The 19,141-nt window shown below is 71.8% G+C and carries 15 protein-coding genes; 7 read left to right on the forward strand and 8 right to left on the reverse strand.

Translation table 11 applies throughout. The features are described from left to right. Positions 1–73: 73 nt before the first annotated feature. Positions 74–1,762, reverse strand: a complete 1,689-nt coding sequence (locus tag IH00_RS0112480) for a lytic transglycosylase domain-containing protein (RefSeq protein ID WP_031072728.1) — start codon at positions 1,760–1,762, stop codon at positions 74–76. A gap of 175 nt (positions 1,763–1,937) precedes the next feature. Here IH00_RS0112480 and IH00_RS0112485 point away from each other — a divergent pair, with 175 nt between their 5' ends. Beyond that, on the forward strand, positions 1,938–2,783 hold the full coding sequence (locus IH00_RS0112485) for a DUF4184 family protein (RefSeq protein ID WP_420710870.1): 846 nt from the start codon (positions 1,938–1,940) through the stop codon (positions 2,781–2,783). A gap of 80 nt (positions 2,784–2,863) precedes the next feature. On the opposite strand, the gene polA is transcribed toward IH00_RS0112485, so the two are convergent. Then, the gene (gene polA / locus IH00_RS0112490; RefSeq protein ID WP_031072732.1) at positions 2,864–5,575 is read right to left on the reverse strand and encodes a DNA polymerase I; all 2,712 of its coding nucleotides are present in this window, start codon (positions 5,573–5,575) and stop codon (positions 2,864–2,866) included. 124 nt (positions 5,576–5,699) lie between these two features. On the opposite strand from polA, the gene IH00_RS0112495 reads away from it, so the two are divergent. After that, the gene (locus tag IH00_RS0112495) at positions 5,700–7,979 is read left to right on the forward strand and encodes an FdhF/YdeP family oxidoreductase (RefSeq protein WP_031072734.1); all 2,280 of its coding nucleotides are present in this window, start codon (positions 5,700–5,702) and stop codon (positions 7,977–7,979) included. 81 nt (positions 7,980–8,060) lie between these two features. Further along, positions 8,061–8,549, forward strand: coding sequence for a PaaI family thioesterase (locus tag IH00_RS0112500; protein ID WP_031072736.1), 489 nt, complete (start codon positions 8,061–8,063; stop codon positions 8,547–8,549). Positions 8,550–8,618: 69 nt separating this feature from the next. On the opposite strand, the gene IH00_RS0112505 is transcribed toward IH00_RS0112500, so the two are convergent. Then, positions 8,619–8,825: a hypothetical protein gene (locus tag IH00_RS0112505; protein WP_107064451.1), complete on the reverse strand. Its 207-nt coding sequence runs from the start codon at positions 8,823–8,825 to the stop codon at positions 8,619–8,621. A 299-nt stretch (positions 8,826–9,124) separates the two neighbouring features. Here IH00_RS0112505 and IH00_RS0112510 point away from each other — a divergent pair, with 299 nt between their 5' ends. Together IH00_RS0112510 and IH00_RS0112515 are read left to right on the forward strand one after the other, a co-directional pair. Continuing rightward, positions 9,125–9,577, forward strand: coding sequence for a S26 family signal peptidase (locus IH00_RS0112510; RefSeq protein ID WP_052411345.1), 453 nt, complete (start codon positions 9,125–9,127; stop codon positions 9,575–9,577). 29 nt (positions 9,578–9,606) lie between these two features. After that, the gene (locus IH00_RS0112515; RefSeq protein WP_052411346.1) at positions 9,607–11,481 is read left to right on the forward strand and encodes an AfsR/SARP family transcriptional regulator; all 1,875 of its coding nucleotides are present in this window, start codon (positions 9,607–9,609) and stop codon (positions 11,479–11,481) included. On the opposite strand, the gene IH00_RS0112520 is transcribed toward IH00_RS0112515, so the two are convergent. From IH00_RS0112520 to IH00_RS0112540, 5 genes are all read right to left on the reverse strand, one after another. After that, positions 11,462–13,420, reverse strand: coding sequence for an ABC transporter ATP-binding protein (locus tag IH00_RS0112520; RefSeq protein ID WP_078887706.1), 1,959 nt, complete (start codon positions 13,418–13,420; stop codon positions 11,462–11,464). The genes IH00_RS0112515 and IH00_RS0112520 overlap by 20 nt on opposite strands. Further along, a complete protein-coding gene (locus IH00_RS38900; protein WP_052411347.1) occupies positions 13,417–13,920 on the reverse strand; it encodes a thioredoxin domain-containing protein in 504 nt (167 codons plus the stop codon). The genes IH00_RS0112520 and IH00_RS38900 overlap by 4 nt, the downstream gene beginning before the upstream one ends. Before the next feature lie 10 nt (positions 13,921–13,930). After that, on the reverse strand, positions 13,931–14,503 hold the full coding sequence (locus IH00_RS0112530) for a MauE/DoxX family redox-associated membrane protein (protein ID WP_052411348.1): 573 nt from the start codon (positions 14,501–14,503) through the stop codon (positions 13,931–13,933). Positions 14,504–14,582: 79 nt separating this feature from the next. Next, entirely contained in the window at positions 14,583–14,780 is a 198-nt protein-coding gene (locus IH00_RS0112535) for a hypothetical protein (protein WP_031072750.1), read from the reverse strand. Between the two features lie 120 nt (positions 14,781–14,900). Further along, positions 14,901–16,868: a Xaa-Pro dipeptidyl-peptidase gene (locus IH00_RS0112540; RefSeq protein ID WP_031072752.1), complete on the reverse strand. Its 1,968-nt coding sequence runs from the start codon at positions 16,866–16,868 to the stop codon at positions 14,901–14,903. Between the two features lie 332 nt (positions 16,869–17,200). Between IH00_RS0112540 and IH00_RS38905 the strand changes: the two genes are divergently transcribed. Both IH00_RS38905 and IH00_RS0112550 read left to right on the forward strand, forming a co-directional pair. Beyond that, the gene (locus IH00_RS38905) at positions 17,201–17,476 is read left to right on the forward strand and encodes a hypothetical protein (RefSeq protein ID WP_234334837.1); all 276 of its coding nucleotides are present in this window, start codon (positions 17,201–17,203) and stop codon (positions 17,474–17,476) included. 427 nt (positions 17,477–17,903) lie between these two features. Continuing rightward, the gene (locus IH00_RS0112550) at positions 17,904–19,139 is read left to right on the forward strand and encodes a branched-chain amino acid ABC transporter substrate-binding protein (RefSeq protein WP_031072756.1); all 1,236 of its coding nucleotides are present in this window, start codon (positions 17,904–17,906) and stop codon (positions 19,137–19,139) included. Positions 19,140–19,141 lie beyond the last annotated feature (2 nt).

The raw sequence follows: 19,141 nt of genomic DNA on the forward strand, positions 1-19,141 counted from the left end.
CCCGCCTCCCCCGGGGGAGACGGGCGGTACGGAGACGGCCGGTGCGGCGACGGGCGGTGTGCGCGAAGCCGGGTCAGGCGACCTGGAGCTCGACGGTCAGGGTCGCACCGCCGGGGGCGGTCAGCCGGAGCAGGAACGTGCCGGTCTGGCCGTCCGCGTACATCTTCGGGAGCCGCAGGACGCCGTCGGCGTCGGTCTTCAGCCCCACGAGGGTGCGGACCGGCTTGCCTTCCTCGTCCTTGAAGAAGGGGCCCTTGTCGTTGACAGCCGGGGCGTCCGCGGACGTGATCATGGTGGCGGTCAGCGCGACACCGGCCGCGACGGCGCCCTTGTGGGTGGCCTTCACCTCGACCTGGTCGGCGAACTCCGCGTCGGGGGCCGCCGTCAGCGCCTTGTCGTCCGTGCGGGTCAGCGCGTCGGCCTGGCGCTCGGTGACGGTCGCGGTGAAGTCGAGGCCGGGCAGGGCGCGGCGTACGACGGTGGCGCGCACGGTGAACTCGCCCGTCCGCTCGCCCGCCTGGAGCGGGGGCGCGGTGGCGGTTCCGTCGGCGGAGGTGGTGACGACCGCGCTGGTGGCCGGGCCGGTGGCGGTCGCCAGGCGGGCGTCCGTCGCGCCGATGATCTCGAACTTGACCGCGACCTTGGCGACCGGCCGGCCGGCCCGGTCGAGCGCCACGACCGCGGGGCGCTCGATGAAGCGGCCGCCCGCCGTCGCGCTGAGCGCGCCCGTACCGGCGTCCTTGATGCGCGCCACCGTGTCGGAGGGCGACGGGGACGGCACGGGGGTGGGCGTCGGCGTCGGCTTGGCCGGCGGGACCGGCTTGGACGGGCCGGACGTGGGGGGCGGGGTCGGCTTCGGGCTCGGCGACGGCGAGGTGGTGGGCGGCGTGACGGACGGCGACGGGACCGGCGTCGGGCGGGTGACCGGCTTGTTGTCGCTGCGGTCGACCGGCAGGACGCCCGTGCCGTCGGGGACCTGGTGCGTACCGCGCTTGTAGTACTCGAACCAGGACAGGACCGTACGGAGGTACTCCGTCGAGCGGTTGTAGCTGAGGATCGCCCTGTCGAGGTCGGCCTTGACGGCGAGGTTGCGGTCGTTGGCGCACAGGTACATGCCGGCCGCCCGCGCGGCGTCGTAGATGTTGTTGGGGTCCTTCAGGCCGTCGCCGTTGGCGTCCTGTCCCCAGGTGGCCCAGGTGGACGGGATGAACTGCATCGGACCGACCGCGCGGTCGTGCGTCTTGTCGCCGTCGTACGCGCCGTCGTCGGTGTCGGAGATGTTGGCGAAGCCCACACCGTTGAGGACCGGGCCGAGGATGGGCGAGGTGGTGGTGCCGTTGGCGTCGACACGGCCGCCGCGGGCCTGCCCGGACTCCACCTTGCCGATGCCCGCGAGGAGCTGCCACGGGAGGTTGCAGCCGGGGTCGGCGGTCTTGAGGTGCGTCTCGGCCTGCTTGTAGGCGGCGAGGACGGTGGCCGGTATGCCCGCTTCCGACGGCCCCACGGCCGGGAGGTTCACGGAAGTGCCGGATTTGTCCGGCGTGTTGAGCGGGGGCAGGTCCGTGTAATACGGGGAGTCGCCCGTGGCGGAGCCGCCGGGGGACGACGAGGTCGCGTCGGCGGCCTGCGGGTCGCCGTTGCCGGCGTCGGCGGGAGGGGTCGCACCGGGGGCCTGCGAGGCGGACAGGGCGGCCACCGCGGCCGCGGCGACGGCGGTGCTGGTCGCTCCCTTGCGCAGCCGGCGGCCGATGTGCGCTGCCATAGGTGCGGTCCTCCCCCTGGTGACGGCTGTGGTCCGTACTCCCCTGCACGGATGCTCAGCAGACCCTACGTCAATCGAGGGCACCGGCACACTGCCCTCTGACCGCTTTTCACGCTTTCGTCACCACTTGACGTACCGGAATCCGGAGGGCGAACGTCGCGCATACTGACCGTCATTGACCGACCGGATCCAGGGGGACGCACCCGTCATGCCGTTCACGCTCAGCCATGCGGCTGCCGTACTGCCGGGGATACGCAGGTCCGGGGCCGGGCGCGGGCCGCTCGTCGCCTCGGCGCTCGTCGCCGGGTCGTTCGCGCCCGACATGACGTACTTCGCGGACACCGCGCTTCCGGGCGCGATGCGCTTCGGCGACGTCACGCACGCGCCGGTGGGCGTGGTGACCGTCGACGTGGCCGTCACGGCGCTGCTGGTCGCGGTGTGGCTGATGGTGCGTGAGCCGTTGGTGGCGCTGGTACCGCGGCGGTGGCAGGGGCCGGTGCACGCGCTCGTACGGGGGCGGGCGTGGCACGGGCGGCCGCGGGCGGCGCTGGCGGCGTGGTTCTACGTCTCGGCGGTCATCGGGGCGGCGACGCACGTGGTGTGGGACTCGTTCACGCACCTGGACCGGTGGGGCACGCAGGCGGTGCCGGTGCTGAGCGAGGTGGTGGCCGGGTTCCCGGTGTATCTGTACGCGCAGTACGGCGGGTCGGCGGTGGCGCTGGTGGTGCTGGCGTGGTTCACCGGCAGTGCGCTGCGGCGGCAGCGGGCGGCGGCGCCTGCCGCTCTGCCGGTGCCGGTGCCGGTGCTCGGGCGGCGGGGGCGGTGGCTGGCGGCGGGCCTGCTCGGCGGGTGTGTGGCGGCCGGGGCCGTGCACCGGTGCCTGCGGTGGTACGCGTACTGGGGGCGGGCTCCCGAGACACCGCTGGACATCATCCCGACGATCTGCTTCGGCGCGGGCGCGGGGCTGGCGGCGGGGCTGCTGCTGTACGGCGCGGCGATGCGTCTGCGGCGGGCGGCTTGAGGGGACTTCCCCGGGCGCCCTCCGCCCGCGGCACCGTCGGGTGCCGCGGGCGGAGGGGTGGCAGGGTGGCGGGCTGGGCGTCAGTGGGCGGCGGAGTCCCAGTCCGGGCCCACGCCGACCGAGACGTCCAGCGGGGCGCGGAGGTCGACCGCCGACGACATCTCGTGCCGGACGATCTCCTCCACCCGCTCGCGCTCGCCCGGGGCGACCTCCAGGACGATTTCGTCGTGGACCTGGAGCAGCGGCCGGGTCCTCAGCTCCGCTTCCCGCAGCGCCCGGTCGACGCGCAGCATCGCGACCTTCACGATGTCGGCGGCCGTGCCCTGGATCGGGGCGTTGAGCGCCATGCGCTCCGCGGCCTCGCGGCGCTGGCGGTTGTCGCTGTTGAGGTCCGGCAGGTAGCGGCGGCGGCCGAGCATCGTCTCGGTGTACCCGGTCGCGCGGGCCTCGTCGACGACGCGGCGCAGATAGTCCCGCACCCCGCCGAACCGCTCGAAGTACGTGTCCATCAGGGCACGCGCCTCACCGGCCTCGATGTTGAGCTGCTGGGACAGGCCGAAGGCGGACAGTCCGTACGCCAGGCCGTACGACATGGCCTTGATCTTGCGGCGCATCTCCGCGTCGACCGCGGCCCGCTCCACGCCGAACACCTGGGAGGCGACGGTGGTGTGCAGGTCCTCGCCGGAGGTGAACGCCTCGATCAGGCCCTCGTCCTCGGAGAGGTGGGCCATGACCCGCAGCTCGATCTGGCTGTAGTCGGCGGTCATCAGCGACTCGAAGCCCTCGCCGACCACGAAGCCGTGCCGGATGGCGCGGCCCTCGTCGGTGCGGACCGGCACGTTCTGCAGGTTGGGGTCGGTCGAGGAGAGGCGCCCGGTCGCCGCCACGGTCTGGCTGAAGGTGGTGTGGATGCGGCCGTCGGCGGCGATCGTCTTGATCAGGCCCTCGACCGTGGAGCGCAGCCGCGCCTGCTCGCGGTGGCGCAGCATGATGACCGGCAGTTCGTGATCGGTCTGCGCGGCCAGCCAGGCCAGCGCGTCCGCGTCCGTGGTGTAACCGGTCTTGGTCTTCTTCGTCTTGGGCAGGTTCAGCTCACCGAAGAGGACCTCCTGGAGCTGCTTGGGGGAGCCGAGGTTGAACTCGTGGCCCACGGAGGCGTGCGCCTCCTTCACCGCCTGCTGCACGGCGCCCGCGAACTGCTGCTCCATCGCCTCCAGGTGGGCCCGGTCGGCGGAGATGCCGTACCGCTCCATCCGGGCCAGCAGCACCGACGTGGGCAGTTCCACGTCGTGGAGGAGCCCGGTGGCGCCGACCTCCTTCAGCTTCTCGCCGAACGCCTCGCCCAGGTCGAGGACCGCACGGGCCTGTGCCATGAGGGCGTCGGCCTCGGCCCGCTCGTCGGCGCCGAAGGCGAGCTGCCCGTCGGCCGCGGCGGGGGCCAGCTCCCGGTGGAGGTACTCGACGGACAGGGCGTCCAGCGCGAAGGAGCGGCGGCCCGGCTTGACCAGGTAGGCGGCGAGGGCGGTGTCCATGGTGATGCCCTCGACGTGCCAGCCGTGCTCGGGGAAGATCCGCAGCGCCTCCTTGGCACTGTGCAGGACCTTCGGGCGGGCGGGGTCGGCGAGCCAGGCGGCGAAGGCCTTGTCGTCGGCCTCGTCCAGCTGGGTCGTGTCGAACCAGGCCGCCTTGCCGTCGGCGCCCGCCAGCGCTACCTCGCTGACGTTGCCGACGCCCAGGGCCCAGGTGGCGACGGTGGCCATGCCCAGCGGCTGCGCGCCGTGCTGCTCCAGCCAGAAGGCCAGCTCGCCGGCGCCCAGCACCGTGCCGTCGAGTTCCACCCCGGCGTCCGGGACGGGGGCCGCTTCCTCCTCGGCGCCCGGGTCGACCGCGAGGAGCCGCTCGCGGAGGCTGGGGTTGCGGATCTCCAGGACCTCCAGGAAGCCCTTGAGCGCGGTCCGGTCGTACGGCCGGCGCTCCAGGTCCGTGACGGTCTTCGGCAGCTCCACGTCACGGACCAGCTCGGTCAGGTGGCGGTTGAGCTTCACGGACTCCAGGTGGTCGCGCAGCGCCTGCCCGACCTTGCCCTTGACCTCGTCGGCGCGCTCGACCAGCTCCGCGAAGGAGCCGAACTGGTTGATCCACTTGGTGGCGGTCTTCTCGCCGACACCGGGGATGCCCGGCAGGTTGTCGGAGGGGTCGCCGCGCAGGGCGGCGAAGTCGGGGTACTGCGACGGGGTCAGCCCGTACTTCTCCTGGACCTTCTCCGGGGTGAACCGGGTCAGCTCGGAGACGCCCTTGGTGGGGTAGAGCACGGTCACGTGGTCGGAGACCAGCTGGAAGGAGTCCCGGTCGCCGGTGACGATCAGCACCTCGAAGCCCGCGGCCTCGGCCTGCGTGGCGAGGGTCGCGATGACGTCGTCGGCCTCGAAGCCCTCGACCGCGAACCGCTCCGCGTTCATGGTGTCCAGGAGCTCGCCGATCAGCTCGACCTGGCCCTTGAACTCGTCGGGCGTCGAGGAGCGGTTCGCCTTGTACTCCGGGAAGTCCTGCGAGCGCCAGGTCTTGCGGGACACGTCGAACGCCACCGCGAAGTGGGTGGGCGCCTCGTCACGCAGCGTGTTCGCCAGCATCGACGCGAAGCCGTAGATGGCGTTGGTCGTCTGGCCGCTCGCGGTGGTGAAGTTCTCCGCGGGCAGCGCGAAGAACGCCCGGTACGCCAGGGAGTGCCCGTCCATGAGGAGCAGGCGCGGACGGTTGTCGTCTGGGGTCTTCTTCGATGCTGTCTCAGCCACGGGGACGATCCTGCCACGGACCACTGACAATCCGGCTCCCGGCCGAGGGGCGGTCCCGGCCGCCCCGCCGGGCGTGACAGGATCGGAGACGTACACCGGACGCAACCGCTCAAGGGAGAGCGCGATGGTCAGCAGGCCGCCGGCAGACGACCCGGTCCAGGACGCGCCGCAGGTCGGGGCGCCGAAGCATTCCGCGGTCGGCCTCCCCGCGATCGGGCACACCCTGAAGGTGGGCCGCGAGCAGATGGGGCTGCGGCGGGCGGCCCGGACGCTGCTCAAGGTCAACCAGAAGGACGGCTTCGACTGCCCGGGCTGCGCCTGGCCCGAGGAGGACAAGCGGCACGTCGCGGAGTTCTGCGAGAACGGCGCGAAGGCCGTCGCCGAGGAGGCGACGCTGCGCCGCGTGACTCCGGAGTTCTTCGCCGCCCACCCGGTCGCGGACCTCGCGGGCCGCAGCGGCTACTGGCTGGGCCAGCAGGGCAGGATCACGCACCCGATGCTCCTCGAGGAGGGCGCCGACCGCTACGACCCGGTGACCTGGGAGCGTGCCTTCGCGATCATCGCGGAGGAGCTGACGTCGCTCGGTTCCCCCGACGAGGCCGTCTTCTACACCTCCGGCCGCACCAGCAACGAGGCCGCGTTCCTGCTGCAGCTCTTCGCCCGCGAGTTCGGCACGAACAACCTGCCGGACTGCTCCAACATGTGCCACGAGTCGTCGGGCTCCGCGCTCACCGAGACCATCGGCATCGGCAAGGGCAGCGTCTCGCTGGAGGACATGCACCGGGCGGACCTGATCATCGTGGCGGGGCAGAACCCCGGCACCAACCATCCGCGGATGCTCGTCGCCCTGGAGAAGGCGAAGGCGGCGGGCGCAAAGATCATTTCGGTGAACCCGCTGCCCGAGGCGGGCCTGGAGCGGTTCAAGAACCCGCAGACCCCGCAGGGCATGCTCCGGGGTGCCGCCCTCACCGACCTGTTCCTGAAGATCCGCATCGGTGGTGACCAGGCCCTCTTCCGGCTCCTCAACAAGCTGATCCTCCGGACGGACGGAGCGGTGGACGAGGAGTTCGTACGGGAGCACACGCACGGGTTCGAGGAGTTCGCCGCCGCGGCCGGGGCCGCCGACTGGGACGAGACGCTCGCCGCGACCGGTCTGCGGCGCGACGAGATCGAGCGCGCGCTCGCCATGGTGCTGGCGTCGGAGCGGACCATCGTCTGCTGGGCCATGGGCCTCACCCAGCACAAGCACTCGGTGCCGACCATCCGTGAGGTGGTCAACTTCCTGCTGCTGCGCGGCAACATCGGCCGCCCGGGCGCGGGGGTCTGCCCCGTCCGCGGCCACTCCAACGTGCAGGGCGACCGCACCATGGGCATCTTCGAGCGCCCCTCGGCGGCCTTCCTCGACGCCCTGGACAAGGAATTCGGCATCTCCTCGCCCCGCCACCACGGCTTCGACGTGGTCCGCTCCATCCAGGCGCTGCGGGACGGCGAGGCGAAGGTGTTCTTCGCGATGGGCGGCAACTTCGTCGGGGCCACGCCCGACACGGAGGTCACCGAGGCGGCCGTGCGCCGCGCCCGGCTGACCGTGCACGTGTCGACGAAGCTGAACCGGTCGCACGTGGTCACGGGCGCGCGGGCGCTGATCCTCCCCACGCTGGGCCGCACCGACAAGGACGTGCAGGCGAGCGGCAAGCAGTTCGTCACCGTCGAGGACTCGATGGGCCTGGTCCACGCCTCGCGCGGGAACCTGCCGCCGGCCGGCCCCGAGCTGCTGTCCGAGCCGGCCATCGTGGCGCGCATGGCGCGGGCGGTGCTGGGCGGGGCGTCGGCCACGCCCTGGGAGGAGTTCGAGAAGGACTACGCCACGATCCGCGACCGCATCGCGCGCGTGGTCCCCGGGTTCGAGGACTTCAACACCCGGATCGCCCACCCCGGCGGATTCGCCCTGCCACACGCCCCGCGCGACGAGCGCCGCTTCCCGACCAGCACCGGCAAGGCCAACTTCACCGCCGCGCCCGTGGAGTACCCGAAGGTCCCCGAGGGCCGGCTGCTGCTGCAGACGCTGCGCTCGCACGACCAGTACAACACCACGATCTACGGCCTCGACGACCGCTACCGGGGCATCAAGGGCGGCCGGCGCGTGGTGATGATCCATCCGGACGACGCCCGCGCGCTGGGCCTGGCGGACGGTTCGTACGTTGATCTGGTCAGCGAGTGGCGGGACGGCAGCGAGCGCCGCGCGCCCGGCTTCCGGGTGGTGCATTACCCGACCGCGCGGGGCTGCGCCGCCGCGTACTACCCGGAGACCAACGTCCTGGTGCCGCTGGAGTCGACCGCGGACGTCAGCAACACCCCCGCCAGCAAGTCCGTGATCGTACGTCTGGAACAATCACCGACCGTCTGAGCGTTCGCTTAGGCAGCCGGCGCCCCTGGCCGGCGGCCACACATCAGGGACATGACCGTACGACGATCGGAGCCGGGCCCCATGGGCGAGCAGACCACCGTGAAGTTCCCGCAAGAGGTCATCGACGAGTACAGCGCACTCGGTGTCGACCTGCCCGCCCTCTTCTCCGCCGGGCACCTGGGCAACCGCATGGGCGTGCAGATAGTGGAGGCCTCGGCGGAGCGGGTGGTGGGCACCATGCCCGTCGAGGGCAACACCCAGCCCTACGGGCTGCTGCACGGCGGCGCGTCCGCCGTGCTCGCCGAGACCCTCGGCTCGGTCGGTTCGATGCTGCACGGCGGTGTGTCGAAGATCGCTGTCGGCGTGGACCTGAACTGCACCCACCACCGCGGCGTCCGCAGCGGCGTGGTGACCGGCGTCGCCACCCCCGTGCACCGTGGGCGCTCCACCGCCACGTACGAGATCGTCATCACCGACGAGCAGGACAAGCGGGTGTGCACGGCGCGGCTCACCTGCCTGCTCCGCGAGGTGACCGCCTCCGACGAGCAGCGGGTGCGCGGCACGGACTGACCGCTCGTCAGGAACAGCCGGACGACCGGGCCGCGGACACGATGTCCGCGGCCCGGTCGCATGTCACCGTCAGGCCGACGGCGGACAGGGCGAGCTGATGTAGCAGGTGCCGCAGGAGGTGTAGCCACCGACCACATGGCAGATCTGCCGGAAGTAGAAGCGGTTGCGCTGGTTGCAGTAGCAGATCTTCTCGAAGGTGGTGTCCGCCTGGGCCACGGCCTTGGGCACGAGCCTGCCCAGAATCCTGTCGCCCATCGTCCCCATGAATCCCGTCACTGCCGTTTCCTTTCGAGTACTTACTGCCGGAAAGAAGCAGATTCGACCGTAGCAACGGCAGATACGGCGCTCCGTACAGCTCGTATACACCCGGCGGAAGAGACCGGTCCGGCGACCGTATCCACCGAACCGCCCGATACGCCCATAGGCACTCAACTTCCACGCCCATTGCAAACGGGGCGAACGGGGCGCGACGCACACATGGGTTTCCCCTGCCTCCGGGCAGAAAAAATACATTGACAGGCATTGCGGCGGACGTGCACGATCACACCGACCGGGGGAACCCATGGAGGGTGTCTGTGCCTGTTCTGTTGATTATCGGCGGGCTCCTCCTGGCCCTCATCGGATCCGCCTTGACCGCGTTTCGCATACGCAGCCGGTACACCGTCGTCACCGTGGAAGGCACCAGCATGGCGCCCACGCTTTCCCCCGGGGACCAGGTGGTGGTGGAACGCCGCACCATCGACCAGGTGCGGCCCGGGGACATCGTCGTGCTGCAGCCCCCGCGGAGGACGGGTGACTACGAGCCGGTGAGCGACCGCGCATGGAATATCAAGCGCGCCGCCGCCCTCCCGGGAGACCGCATTCCGGAGGGAATACCCGGCAGCGAGGACCTCCCCGAAGTGCCCGACGGGATGCTGGTGGTGCTCGGCGACAATCCGGACAGCATCGATTCCCGTCACCGGGGATTCTTCGAGGCCGACCGGATCATGGGTGTCGCGGTACGCCGACTGGGCGGCAGCGCCTTGTAAAAAATCACATACCGGGGGACAGCCACAGCATGACCGTCGCATTCCGGGCCCTCGGCCCGCTGGAAATCGTGGACGGTGACCGGACCGTCCGCATAGCCGCCGACAAACAGCGCACCATTCTCGCGATGCTGATCGCCCACCGGGGCAGCGTCGTTTCCGTTCCCGCCCTCCTCGAAGAACTCTGGGGCGGCACACCACCCCGCTCCGCGGTGCCCAATCTGCGCACCTATGTGATGCAGTTGCGCCGGCTCCTGCCGCCCGCCGACGGCGGCACGCACCCCCGGCTGATCACGTCCCGGTCCGGCTACATGCTCCGGGCGGACGACGACGAGACCGACATCGCCCGCTTCGAGGACCTCGTCGAGCGGGCACGGCAGGCGGCGGCCGGGCAGGACCTGGCCCGGGCCGCCCGCTCACTGAGCAGCGCCCTGGCGCTCTGGCACGGGGAACCACTGGAGAACGTCGCCAAAGGACCTGTTCTCGAGGGCATCGCCGCGGCACTCACCGAGCAGTACCTGGGCGCGATCGAGGCACAGGCGGACGTGGCGCTCGCGCGCGGCGCGGGGGCGGCCATGGTCGACACCCTGCGCCGGGCCGTACGCCGGCATCCCCTGCGGGAACGGCTGCGCACCCGCCTGATGCTCGCCCTTTACCACAGCGGTGACACGGCCGGCGCGCTCGCCGCCTTCACCGACGCCCGGGAGACGCTGCGCAATGAACTCGGGCTGGACCCGGGACCGGAGCTGTGCCGCACCCACCAGGCCGTACTGCGCCGGGAACCGGACCTGAGTGCCGTCCCGGAGGCCCCCACCCGGACGACGGCCCCGCCCGCGCACCCCCTCACCGGCACGGTGCCCCGCCAACTCCCCCGCATCCCGGGACCGTTCGCCGGACGGGCGCAGGACACGGCCCGGGTGCGCGACGTCCTGCGCACCCGGGACGGAACGGCCGCCGGGGCCCCGGTCGTGGTGCTGCACGGGCCGGCCGGACGGGGAAAGTCGGCACTGGCCCTGCACGTCGCCCACGCGGCCGCCGCGGACTTCCCCGACGGCCAGCTCTACGTCGACCTCGACAGCCCGCAGGCCGGCGCGGATCCCGTGGACCCGGTCACCGTGCTGCGCCACTTCCTCCGCTCGTTCGGCATGCCCCGGGCCGACGTGCCGGCCGCCCTCTCCGAGGCCTCGGCGTACTACCAGTCCATGGTCGCGGGCCGGCGCGTCCTCGTGGTCGTCGACAACGCCTTCCACCGCGGCCAGGTCCTTCCGCTGCTGCCCGCCGCCCCTGGGTGCGCGGTGCTGGTCACGAGCCGGAGCGTCCTGCCCGCGCTGGACGCGGTGCACGTGCCGGTGCACCCCCTGGACGAAACGGACTCCGTCCGCCTGCTGTCCCTGCTGGTCGGCGACGCCCGCGTCACCGCGGAGCCCCGGGCGGCCCGGGAGATCGCGCGGCTCTGCCACGGCAACCCCCTCGCCCTCAGCATCGCCGGTGCCCGTTGCGCCGGCCGCCCCCAGGGCACCCTCGCCGGTCTCGCCGCCCGGCTGCGCGACCCGGCACGCACGCTCGACGAATTACGGGTCGCCGACCTGGCGATGCGCTCGTCGTACGCCAGGAGCTACCGGCAGCTGTCGGCCCACGATCCCGAGCACCGCGCCGCGGCCCGGGCCTTCCGGCGGCTGTGCACCCTCGGGTCGCCCTTCAGCGCGACGCGCGCCGCCGAGGCCATCGGCGCCGCGCTGCCGGCCACCGAGCGGGCCCTGGACTGCCTGGTGACGGTCGGGCTGCTCACTCCGGTCGCACACGAAGGGTTCCGGATGCCGGACCTCGCGGGCCTGTACGCCCGGGAGCTCGCCGCCCGCGACCGGGCGCGCTGCGGCGAGCTGGTGCTCAGCCGACCGGCGAACTGACCGCGGGCGGCAGCTCCGCCGCCGGCGCCTCCGGCCGGTCCGGTGCCTCCCCGGGAGCCGGTGCGTCCCCGGCGTCCGGTGCGTCCTGGTCGCGATAGCCCTCGGCCTGGATGGCGAACAGGCGGGCGTACTCGCCCTCCCGGGCCATGAGCTGCTCGTGCGTGCCCCGTTCCACGATCCGGCCGCCCTCCAGGACCACGATCGCATCCGCCTCGCGGACCGCGCCGAGCCGGTGGGAGACGAGCAGGCTGGTGCGCCCCGCCCGGTGTTCCCGCAGCCGGGCGTGGATCTCCGCCTCCGCCTGGGCGTCCAGTCCGGCACTCGGCTCGTCCAGGACGAGCAGGTCCCGGTCGTCGCGCAGCAGCGTGCGGGCCAGCGCCAGACGCTGCCACTGGCCGCCGGAGAGCACGACCCCGGACTGCGGGTCACCCTCGGCGTGGTCGGCGAAGATGCGGCTGAGCAGCGTGTCGTAACCGCGGGGAAGCCCTTCCACGGTGGTGTCGACATCGGCGCGCCGGGCGGCCTTCCGCAGCCTCGGCCGGTCGTCGAGCGCCTCCAGTTCCCCCACGCCGATGTTCTCCGCCGCCGTCAGGTCGTAACACATGTAGTCCTGGAACAGCACGCCCATACGACGGCGCAGTTCGGCGGGCGGCACCTCGCGGATGTCCACGCCGTCCCAGAGGATCGCCCCTTCCGTCGGATCGTAGAAACGGCAGAGCAGCTTGATCAGGGTGCTTTTCCCCGCGCCGTTGAGCCCGACGAGGGCGACCGCGCTTCCGTGCGGAATGGTCAGGTCGACGCCCCGCAGAATCCACGAATGGCCCTCGGCATAACGGAACCAGACCCCCCGCAATTCGATGCCCCGGCGCAATGCCGGCAGTCGCCCCGCCGGGTCCGCCGACGGCAGGTCGTCGGGGAGCGACATCACCTTGTCGTGGTATCCGAAGAGGAGAAGCGCCTCGTGCGCCATGGCGACGTTGTCCACCAGCCCCGTCAACGCAACCTGCGTACCGGCCACGGCGGCGACGAACGCGGTCACGTCGCCCACGCTCAGGGCGCCGGTCGTCGCGGCCCGTACCGCCCACACGAGTCCGAGCCCCGCGACCACCGTGGACAGCAGCGCGAGGAGGGACTGCGTCCGGGCCTCCTGCTGGTCCAGCCGCTGTTCGCCCTCCTGCCGGGTCGCGAGCTCGGTGAGCATCCGCCCCTTGAGGAAGTCGCCCAGTCCGAACAGCCGGGTCTCCTTCGCGCTGCGGACATCGGTGAGCAGCAGCGAGTAGAAGACCTGGCGCCGGACCGCCGGGGAGACCCCGGCGAGCATGCCGACCCTGCGCCGGGACAGGGACAGCCGTGCGAGGAGCGCGGGCACGGCGGCCACGGTGACCAGTGCGGCCATCGGCGGGCTCAGCAGCGACAGCGTCCCGAGCAGGCTCACGAGTGTGATGATGTTGCGCGCGGTGTCGAAGAGGCCCGTGGTGACGGGGCCGAGCCCTCCACCGGTCGCCTGCATGGCCATGCTGAGGTCGTTGCGGAATTCCGGGTTCTCGAACCGCGACAGCCCTTGGAGCCGGTTGACGGCGCCGTACAGCCGGTCCTGCATCAGGCGTTCGAGGCGGCGGCCCAGTTCGTTCTGCACGTAGCCGCTCAGGTGCGGCAGCACCCCGGCCGCGAGCCCCACGGCGGCCAGGCCCGCGGCCCGGTCCAGCACCTGGTCGGGCCGTCCGCCGGCGAGGTCGTCCACGACGAGCTTCGTGAGCCACGCCGTGGCCGTGGGCAGCAGGCCGAGGACGACGGTGATCAGCGAGTACGCCAGCGCGTGCCACCGTCCCGCCCGCCAGCACAGCAGCCAGGCGACCCCGAGGTACCGCAGGGTCCGGCGCGGCCCGGCCGTGCCCGACCGCCCGGCGGGCCCGGCCTGCGGTCCGGTCCCCGCGCTCACGCCGCGGGCGCCGGCTCGGGCAGCTCGGCCAGCTCGGTGGTCGCCTGCACCACGGAGCCGTCCGGGTCGACCAGGACGAAGGTGGGGAATGCCTGGATGCCGAGGTCGTCGGCGACGGCGTGGGCGTCGTCACCGCGCATCACCACCGCGTCCGGGCCCACCGCGCCGATCAGCTCGTCGGCACGCGCCCCGTCGCCGGACACCACCGCCAGGGCGCTGTGCCGGCGGGCCCGGGCGGCGAACTTCGGCGCGTGGTCGTGGCAGGTGTCGCACTGCGCGTCGAAGAAGGCCACGAGGGTGGCACCGTACGCCCGGGCGGCCTCGGGAAGCCGGTGGCCCACCAGCATGCCCGGGTCGTACGAGGAGAAGCCGGGCCGGCCCGCCAGCCGTTCGAGTTCCGCGGTGTGCTCGCGCAGTCGGCGCAGCACCGCGAAGGTGAGCAGCAGGTCGAACAGGCACAGCACACCGACCAGGACGACGGCTGCGATCAGGAAGGGCATGAAGGAGACCTCACTTGTGGACGGCGCGTGGACGGGCGGCGGCCGGGGCCGGCCGGCCGGAGCGGAACAGGGCGGCCAGGTCGTCGAGCCGGGCGACCAGCAGCGCCGCGACGGCCGCCGCGACCGCCGCGACCGCGCCGCCGCCGGCATGAGCCGGCCATCCGGCGGCGGGCACGGCGGTCACGACCGCGAAGCCGGCCGCGCCCGTGCCGGCCAGGATCAGGTTGCGGACCACGTGGAGCGGCCCCAGCGGAGTGGCCGAAGCCCCGAAGCAGCGGCACGGGGCGCGGCGTCCGTTGCGCAGCGCCACCACGATCCCCGCGGTGAACGCGAGCAGCAGGAGCACCGCGGCGGCCAGCCCGAGGGCCGCCGTCCGCGCGGGCACGAGCAGCAGGAGCACCGCGATCTCCCCGGCGATCACCGCCGCGGCGGCCGCCGACGACACCTTCCGCGGGAGGAGCCGCAGGTCCGTGATCGACCGGGCGAAGGAGTCGAACGCGGTTCTGCTGCGTACTTTTCCGGCGAGCGCCAGCAGGAAGACACCGAACAGGAGAATCCGGCATGCGAAGGCGACATAGGTCATGCGCGAAGTCCTCGAATGTGATGCGCGAGGACGGACGGCCCGGACCGTGCCGGTGCCGCCCGCCCGCACTTCTGTTCTGTCAGCAGCCGATGTAGCGGACGTTCTCGCACTTGCCGCACGAGGTCCTTCCGCCCACCACGTGACACAGGCGGTAGATCTTGCGCCAGTCGGCGGTGCAGTAGCAGTACTCCCACCAGCTGGTGTCCGCGGATGCGGTCGCCTTCGGCACGAAATGCTCGAGCACCCGGTCCGCGACCTTGCTCAATGACGGCATCATGAACTCCCCTCCTCCTTTCGGCCGACGGTACTCACGCGCCATAGACCGGCCCGTACAGCGGACATACAGCGGCCGCCGGCGCCGCGCCCGCACCGGTGCGGGGAGCCGCGGACCGCCGCCTCACCCCCCGGCCGGGGGCGCCACCGGAAGCGTCACGCTGCTGAGCCCGGCCCGTACCGTCATCCGCGTGCCCGCCGGGTGGCGCAGCGTGTAGTCGTGGTCGGTGGAGATCAGCACCACGCCCAGCCGGTGCCCCTTCTCGACGACGTGGTCCTGGGGCTGCATGGCCCACCGCAGCCGGTACTCGCGGCCTTCGACGACCGGCGACTGCCGGGCGTCCGACTCGCGGTTGCGGATGTCGAGCCAGCCCCGGGTCACGATCTTGAAGTCGGCCGTCTCGGTGCGGTGCTTCGTCCGGTACGTGCAGCCGGTGTCGCCGGGAATGCCCTCGCCGTAGCAGACGAGCCGGGAGGTGTCCTGGACGGTGCCGGCGACCGCCCGGGTGGCGGTCCCGTAGTCGACGAGCAGCGCCGTCGTGTAAGGGGAGGTGCCGTCCAGCGAGGCCCGCACCGACACCTCGGGCGCACCGTTGAGGCGCAGGTCGCGCTGGAGGGGTGCCGTCGTCCAGGCGAGGCGGTTGGGGTGGGCGGTGCCGGGATCGGCGACGAGCTGCTCGGCGCGCAGGGTGCGGCCGGCGTCGTACAGCGTCCGCAGGGCCGGACGGCCGGGGAGCGGTGACAGGCCGCCGTCGGCGTTCAGCCGCAGCGTCACCCGCCGGGTGCCGGGCGCCGGCCAGGCCGGCTGCTGCCGCCAGCTGAAGTCGGCCTGCTCGACGTCGACCGCGGGTTCGTCGAGGGCACCGTTGTCCAGGCCGTACAGCCAGAAGTCGAACCACTGGTGCAGCTGCCGCAGCCATTCCTCCATGCGCAGGGGCATGGGGTTGTTGTGCCCGGCCTGGTGCAGCCACAGTTTGCGCGGGACGCCGTGCCGGCCGAGGGCCTCCCACAGCCGCGCGGTGTGCCGGGTCTTGACGTTCCAGTCGTTGAGGCCGTGGACGAGGAAGACCCCGGCCTTGATCTTCCGTGCATCGGGCAGGTAGTCCCGCTCGCGCCAGAAGGGGCTGTAGTCGCCGGTGATCCGGTCCTGCCCGGCGGTGAGGCGGTCCAGGACGGGCTTGCAGATCTCGCGGTCGGCGCGGCTGTAGACGGCCTTGGCCAGGACGTCGGTGTCCTCGCCCTGGAAGCCGCCGGGTGCGACGACGCCGCCGCCGGCCCGGTAGTAGTCGTACCAGGAGGAGATCCCGGCGATCGGGACGACGGCCTTCAGGCCCTCGACGCCGGTGGCGGCCACGGCGGTGGGCAGAGTGCCGTTGTACGAGATCCCCATCATCGCCGCGTTGCCGGTGGACCAGTCGGCCCGTACCGGCCGGCCGTCGGGGTCCCAGCCGCGGGCCCGTCCGTTCAGCCAGTCGACCGCCGCCTTGGCGCCGAGTGTCTCCTCGCGGCCGCCGGAGGTGGGGCAGCCGGTCGAGTCGCCCGTTCCGACGCTGTCGACCTGGGCCACGGCGTACCCGCGGGGCAGGAAATAGTTGTCGGTGTAGCCCGGGAAGACGACCGAGGAGGCGGAGACGGCGGCGCCGGTGGGCAGCTCGGTGCCCTGCAGAAGCCCCGGAAGGCCCTTGTGCCCCTTACCGCCGGGCAGGCCGTCCTCCTCCAGGTCGACCTCGTGGAAGGGGACGTCGTTGCCGCCGCCCCAGTAGGGACTCGCTTCGATGATCGTGGCGACCCGGAGTCCGGTGTCCGTTTCGCGGGGTCGCAGGATCCTCATCCGGACGGTGTCCCGCTTGCCGTCCTCGTCACTGTCCGTCTCCGTTTCGACGTCGACCAGCTGGTGGACGGCGTCCGCGCGGGAGAAGACCGGGCGGGTCTGCCCGTCGGTGATGCGCAGTGCCGGAGCCTCGGCCGCGCCGGCCTGCGCGGCCGGTGCGGGCAGCGCCGCGACCAGTAATCCGGCCAGGGCCGTGAGGCCGATCCGGCGGTGGGTGCGGTAGGGGCGTACGTCGTCGCGTACGCGCTGGGGTCTCGCCATCGTGCCTGCCTCCAGGGGGCCGCGGGGGTGACGATCACGCGGTGGGCGCGGGTGACATTCCATCGCTTCCACCTCAGCGGCACCAGACCCAACACCCGGACAAGCAAAGGCCATTGCGTGACCCATGGTGACCGCCTAGCGTGCGCGGCATGAGGTTCAGGGACACGCGCGGAGCCGGTTCACGACGCGCCGCGACCGGCTTCGCGGTCCCGGCCGTTCTGCTCATCCTCCTTTCAGCAGGCGGGTGTTCGGATTCCGGATCCCCCGCACCGCACAGCAGCACACCGGCCGACATCTGCACCGGTCTCGTCTCCTATTGGGCCAAGGAGGCATTGAAAGGCAGCACTTGGGCAGGGCTGGACTGGGAACAGAAGGGCCTGTCCAACGAGCAGCTGGAGATCCATGACGACGTGCTCTCCGAAGCCCGCGCGACCGACCGGCGCGAGGGGCGGGAGGCGGCCGAACGCCTCGTCGACCGGGAGACCCGGCGCCGCTGCGAGGCGGCCCGGGGAGCGACCGGCAGCTCCGAGAACTGGCGCCCTCCGGCCACCCCCGGGACCGGCCCCGGCACCGGATCACAGCGGCCGAAAAGACACGCACCGATGTAACACTGCGTAACAGTGGCGCAATGAGGAACCGGGGCCGCCGCACCGGCCGCACCGGCACCCCGAACGGGCCCGCGACCCCCCGCCAGGCCCGTCCGGGCCCACACCCCTGTCAGGACCAAGATCCGCTCAAGCCCCTTAGCGGAACTGGGCGTTCTCACTATGTGGGCAACCTGGGGCGACCGGAAAGCCCGGATGTGTCCACACCACCAGCACCGACTCTCCCCTCCGGCATAACAAGACAGTCACATCCTGACGTTCCCTGGTCCCGTACTCCCCCACCTGCGCCTAGAGTCACCGCCAGTCACCGCGCCGCCGGGCGCGTCTGCTGCACGGACCCGTACCAACCCAGTGCGTACCAACCCAGTGCGGCCCGGCGACCACACGGCACCTCAACTCCGAGGAGGCCGCGCCAGGGAAAGGATTCAACGTGCGACAGCGTTCCTTGCTCATACTCACCACCGTGATCACCACGGGGGCACTCACCCTCACCGCCTGTGGGTCCCGCGACGACAGCAAGGGCGGTAAGGACAGCAGCGGCGGCAAGACGACCGTGGTCATCGGCGTCGACGCCCCGCTCACCGGATCGCTTTCCGCGCTCGGCCAGGGCATCAAGAACTCCGTGGACCTGGCGGTCAAGACCGCCAACAAGAACAACGAGGTCCCGGGCGTCGAGTTCAAGATCGAGGCCCTCGACGACCAGGCCGTCCCGGCCTCCGGACAGGCCAACGCCACCAAGCTCGTCGGCAACAAGGACGTCATCGGCGTCGTCGGCCCGCTGAACTCCGGCGTCGCCCAGTCCATGCAGGGCGTGTTCGAGAAGGCCGGCGTCACGCAGGTCTCCCCCGCCAACACCAACCCGGCCCTCAGCCAGGGCGACAACTGGGGCAAGGGCGAGTTCAAGCGCCCCTTCAAGACCTACTTCCGCACCGCCGCCACCGACGTCGTCCAGGGCAAATTCGCCGCCCAGTACCTCTTCAACGACGCCAAGAAGCGCAAGGTCTACGTCGTCGACGACAAGCAGACCTACGGCGCCGGCCTCGCCGCGATCTTCTCCAAGGAGTTCGAGCGCCTCGGCGGCAAGGTCGTCGGCACCGACCACGTGACGGTCAAGGAGACCGACTTCTCCAGCACCGCCGACAAGGTCAAGAGCTCCGGCGCCGACTCCGTCTACTTCGGCGGCCAGTACCCCGAGGGCGGCCTGCTCTCCGACCAGATCAAGAAGACGGGCGCCAAGATCCCCACCATGGGTGGCGACGGCATCTACGACCCCGCCTTCATCAGCGCCTCCGGCGTCGCGAACGACGGTGACCTCGCGACCTCCATCGGCTACCCGGTCGAGAAGCTCCCGACGGCCAAGAAGTTCATCGACGACTACAAGGCCGCCGGCTACAAGGACCCGTACGCGGCGTACGGCGGCTACTCCTACGACGCCGGCTGGGCCATCATCCAGGCCGTCAAGGCCGTCGTCGCCGCCAACGACGGCAAGCTCCCCACCGACGCCCGCGAGAAGGTCGTCGAGGCCATGGCCAAGGTCTCCTTCGACGGCGTGACCGGCAAGGTCGCCTTCGACGAGTACGGCGACACCACGAACAAGCAGCTCACCGTCTACAAGGTGGAAGGGACCACCTGGAAGGACGTCAAGAGCGCCACGTTCGAGGACTGATC

Origin of the sequence: Streptomyces sp. NRRL S-118 (assembly GCF_000716335.1) — a bacterium.
GTDB lineage: Bacteria > Actinomycetota > Actinomycetes > Streptomycetales > Streptomycetaceae > Streptomyces.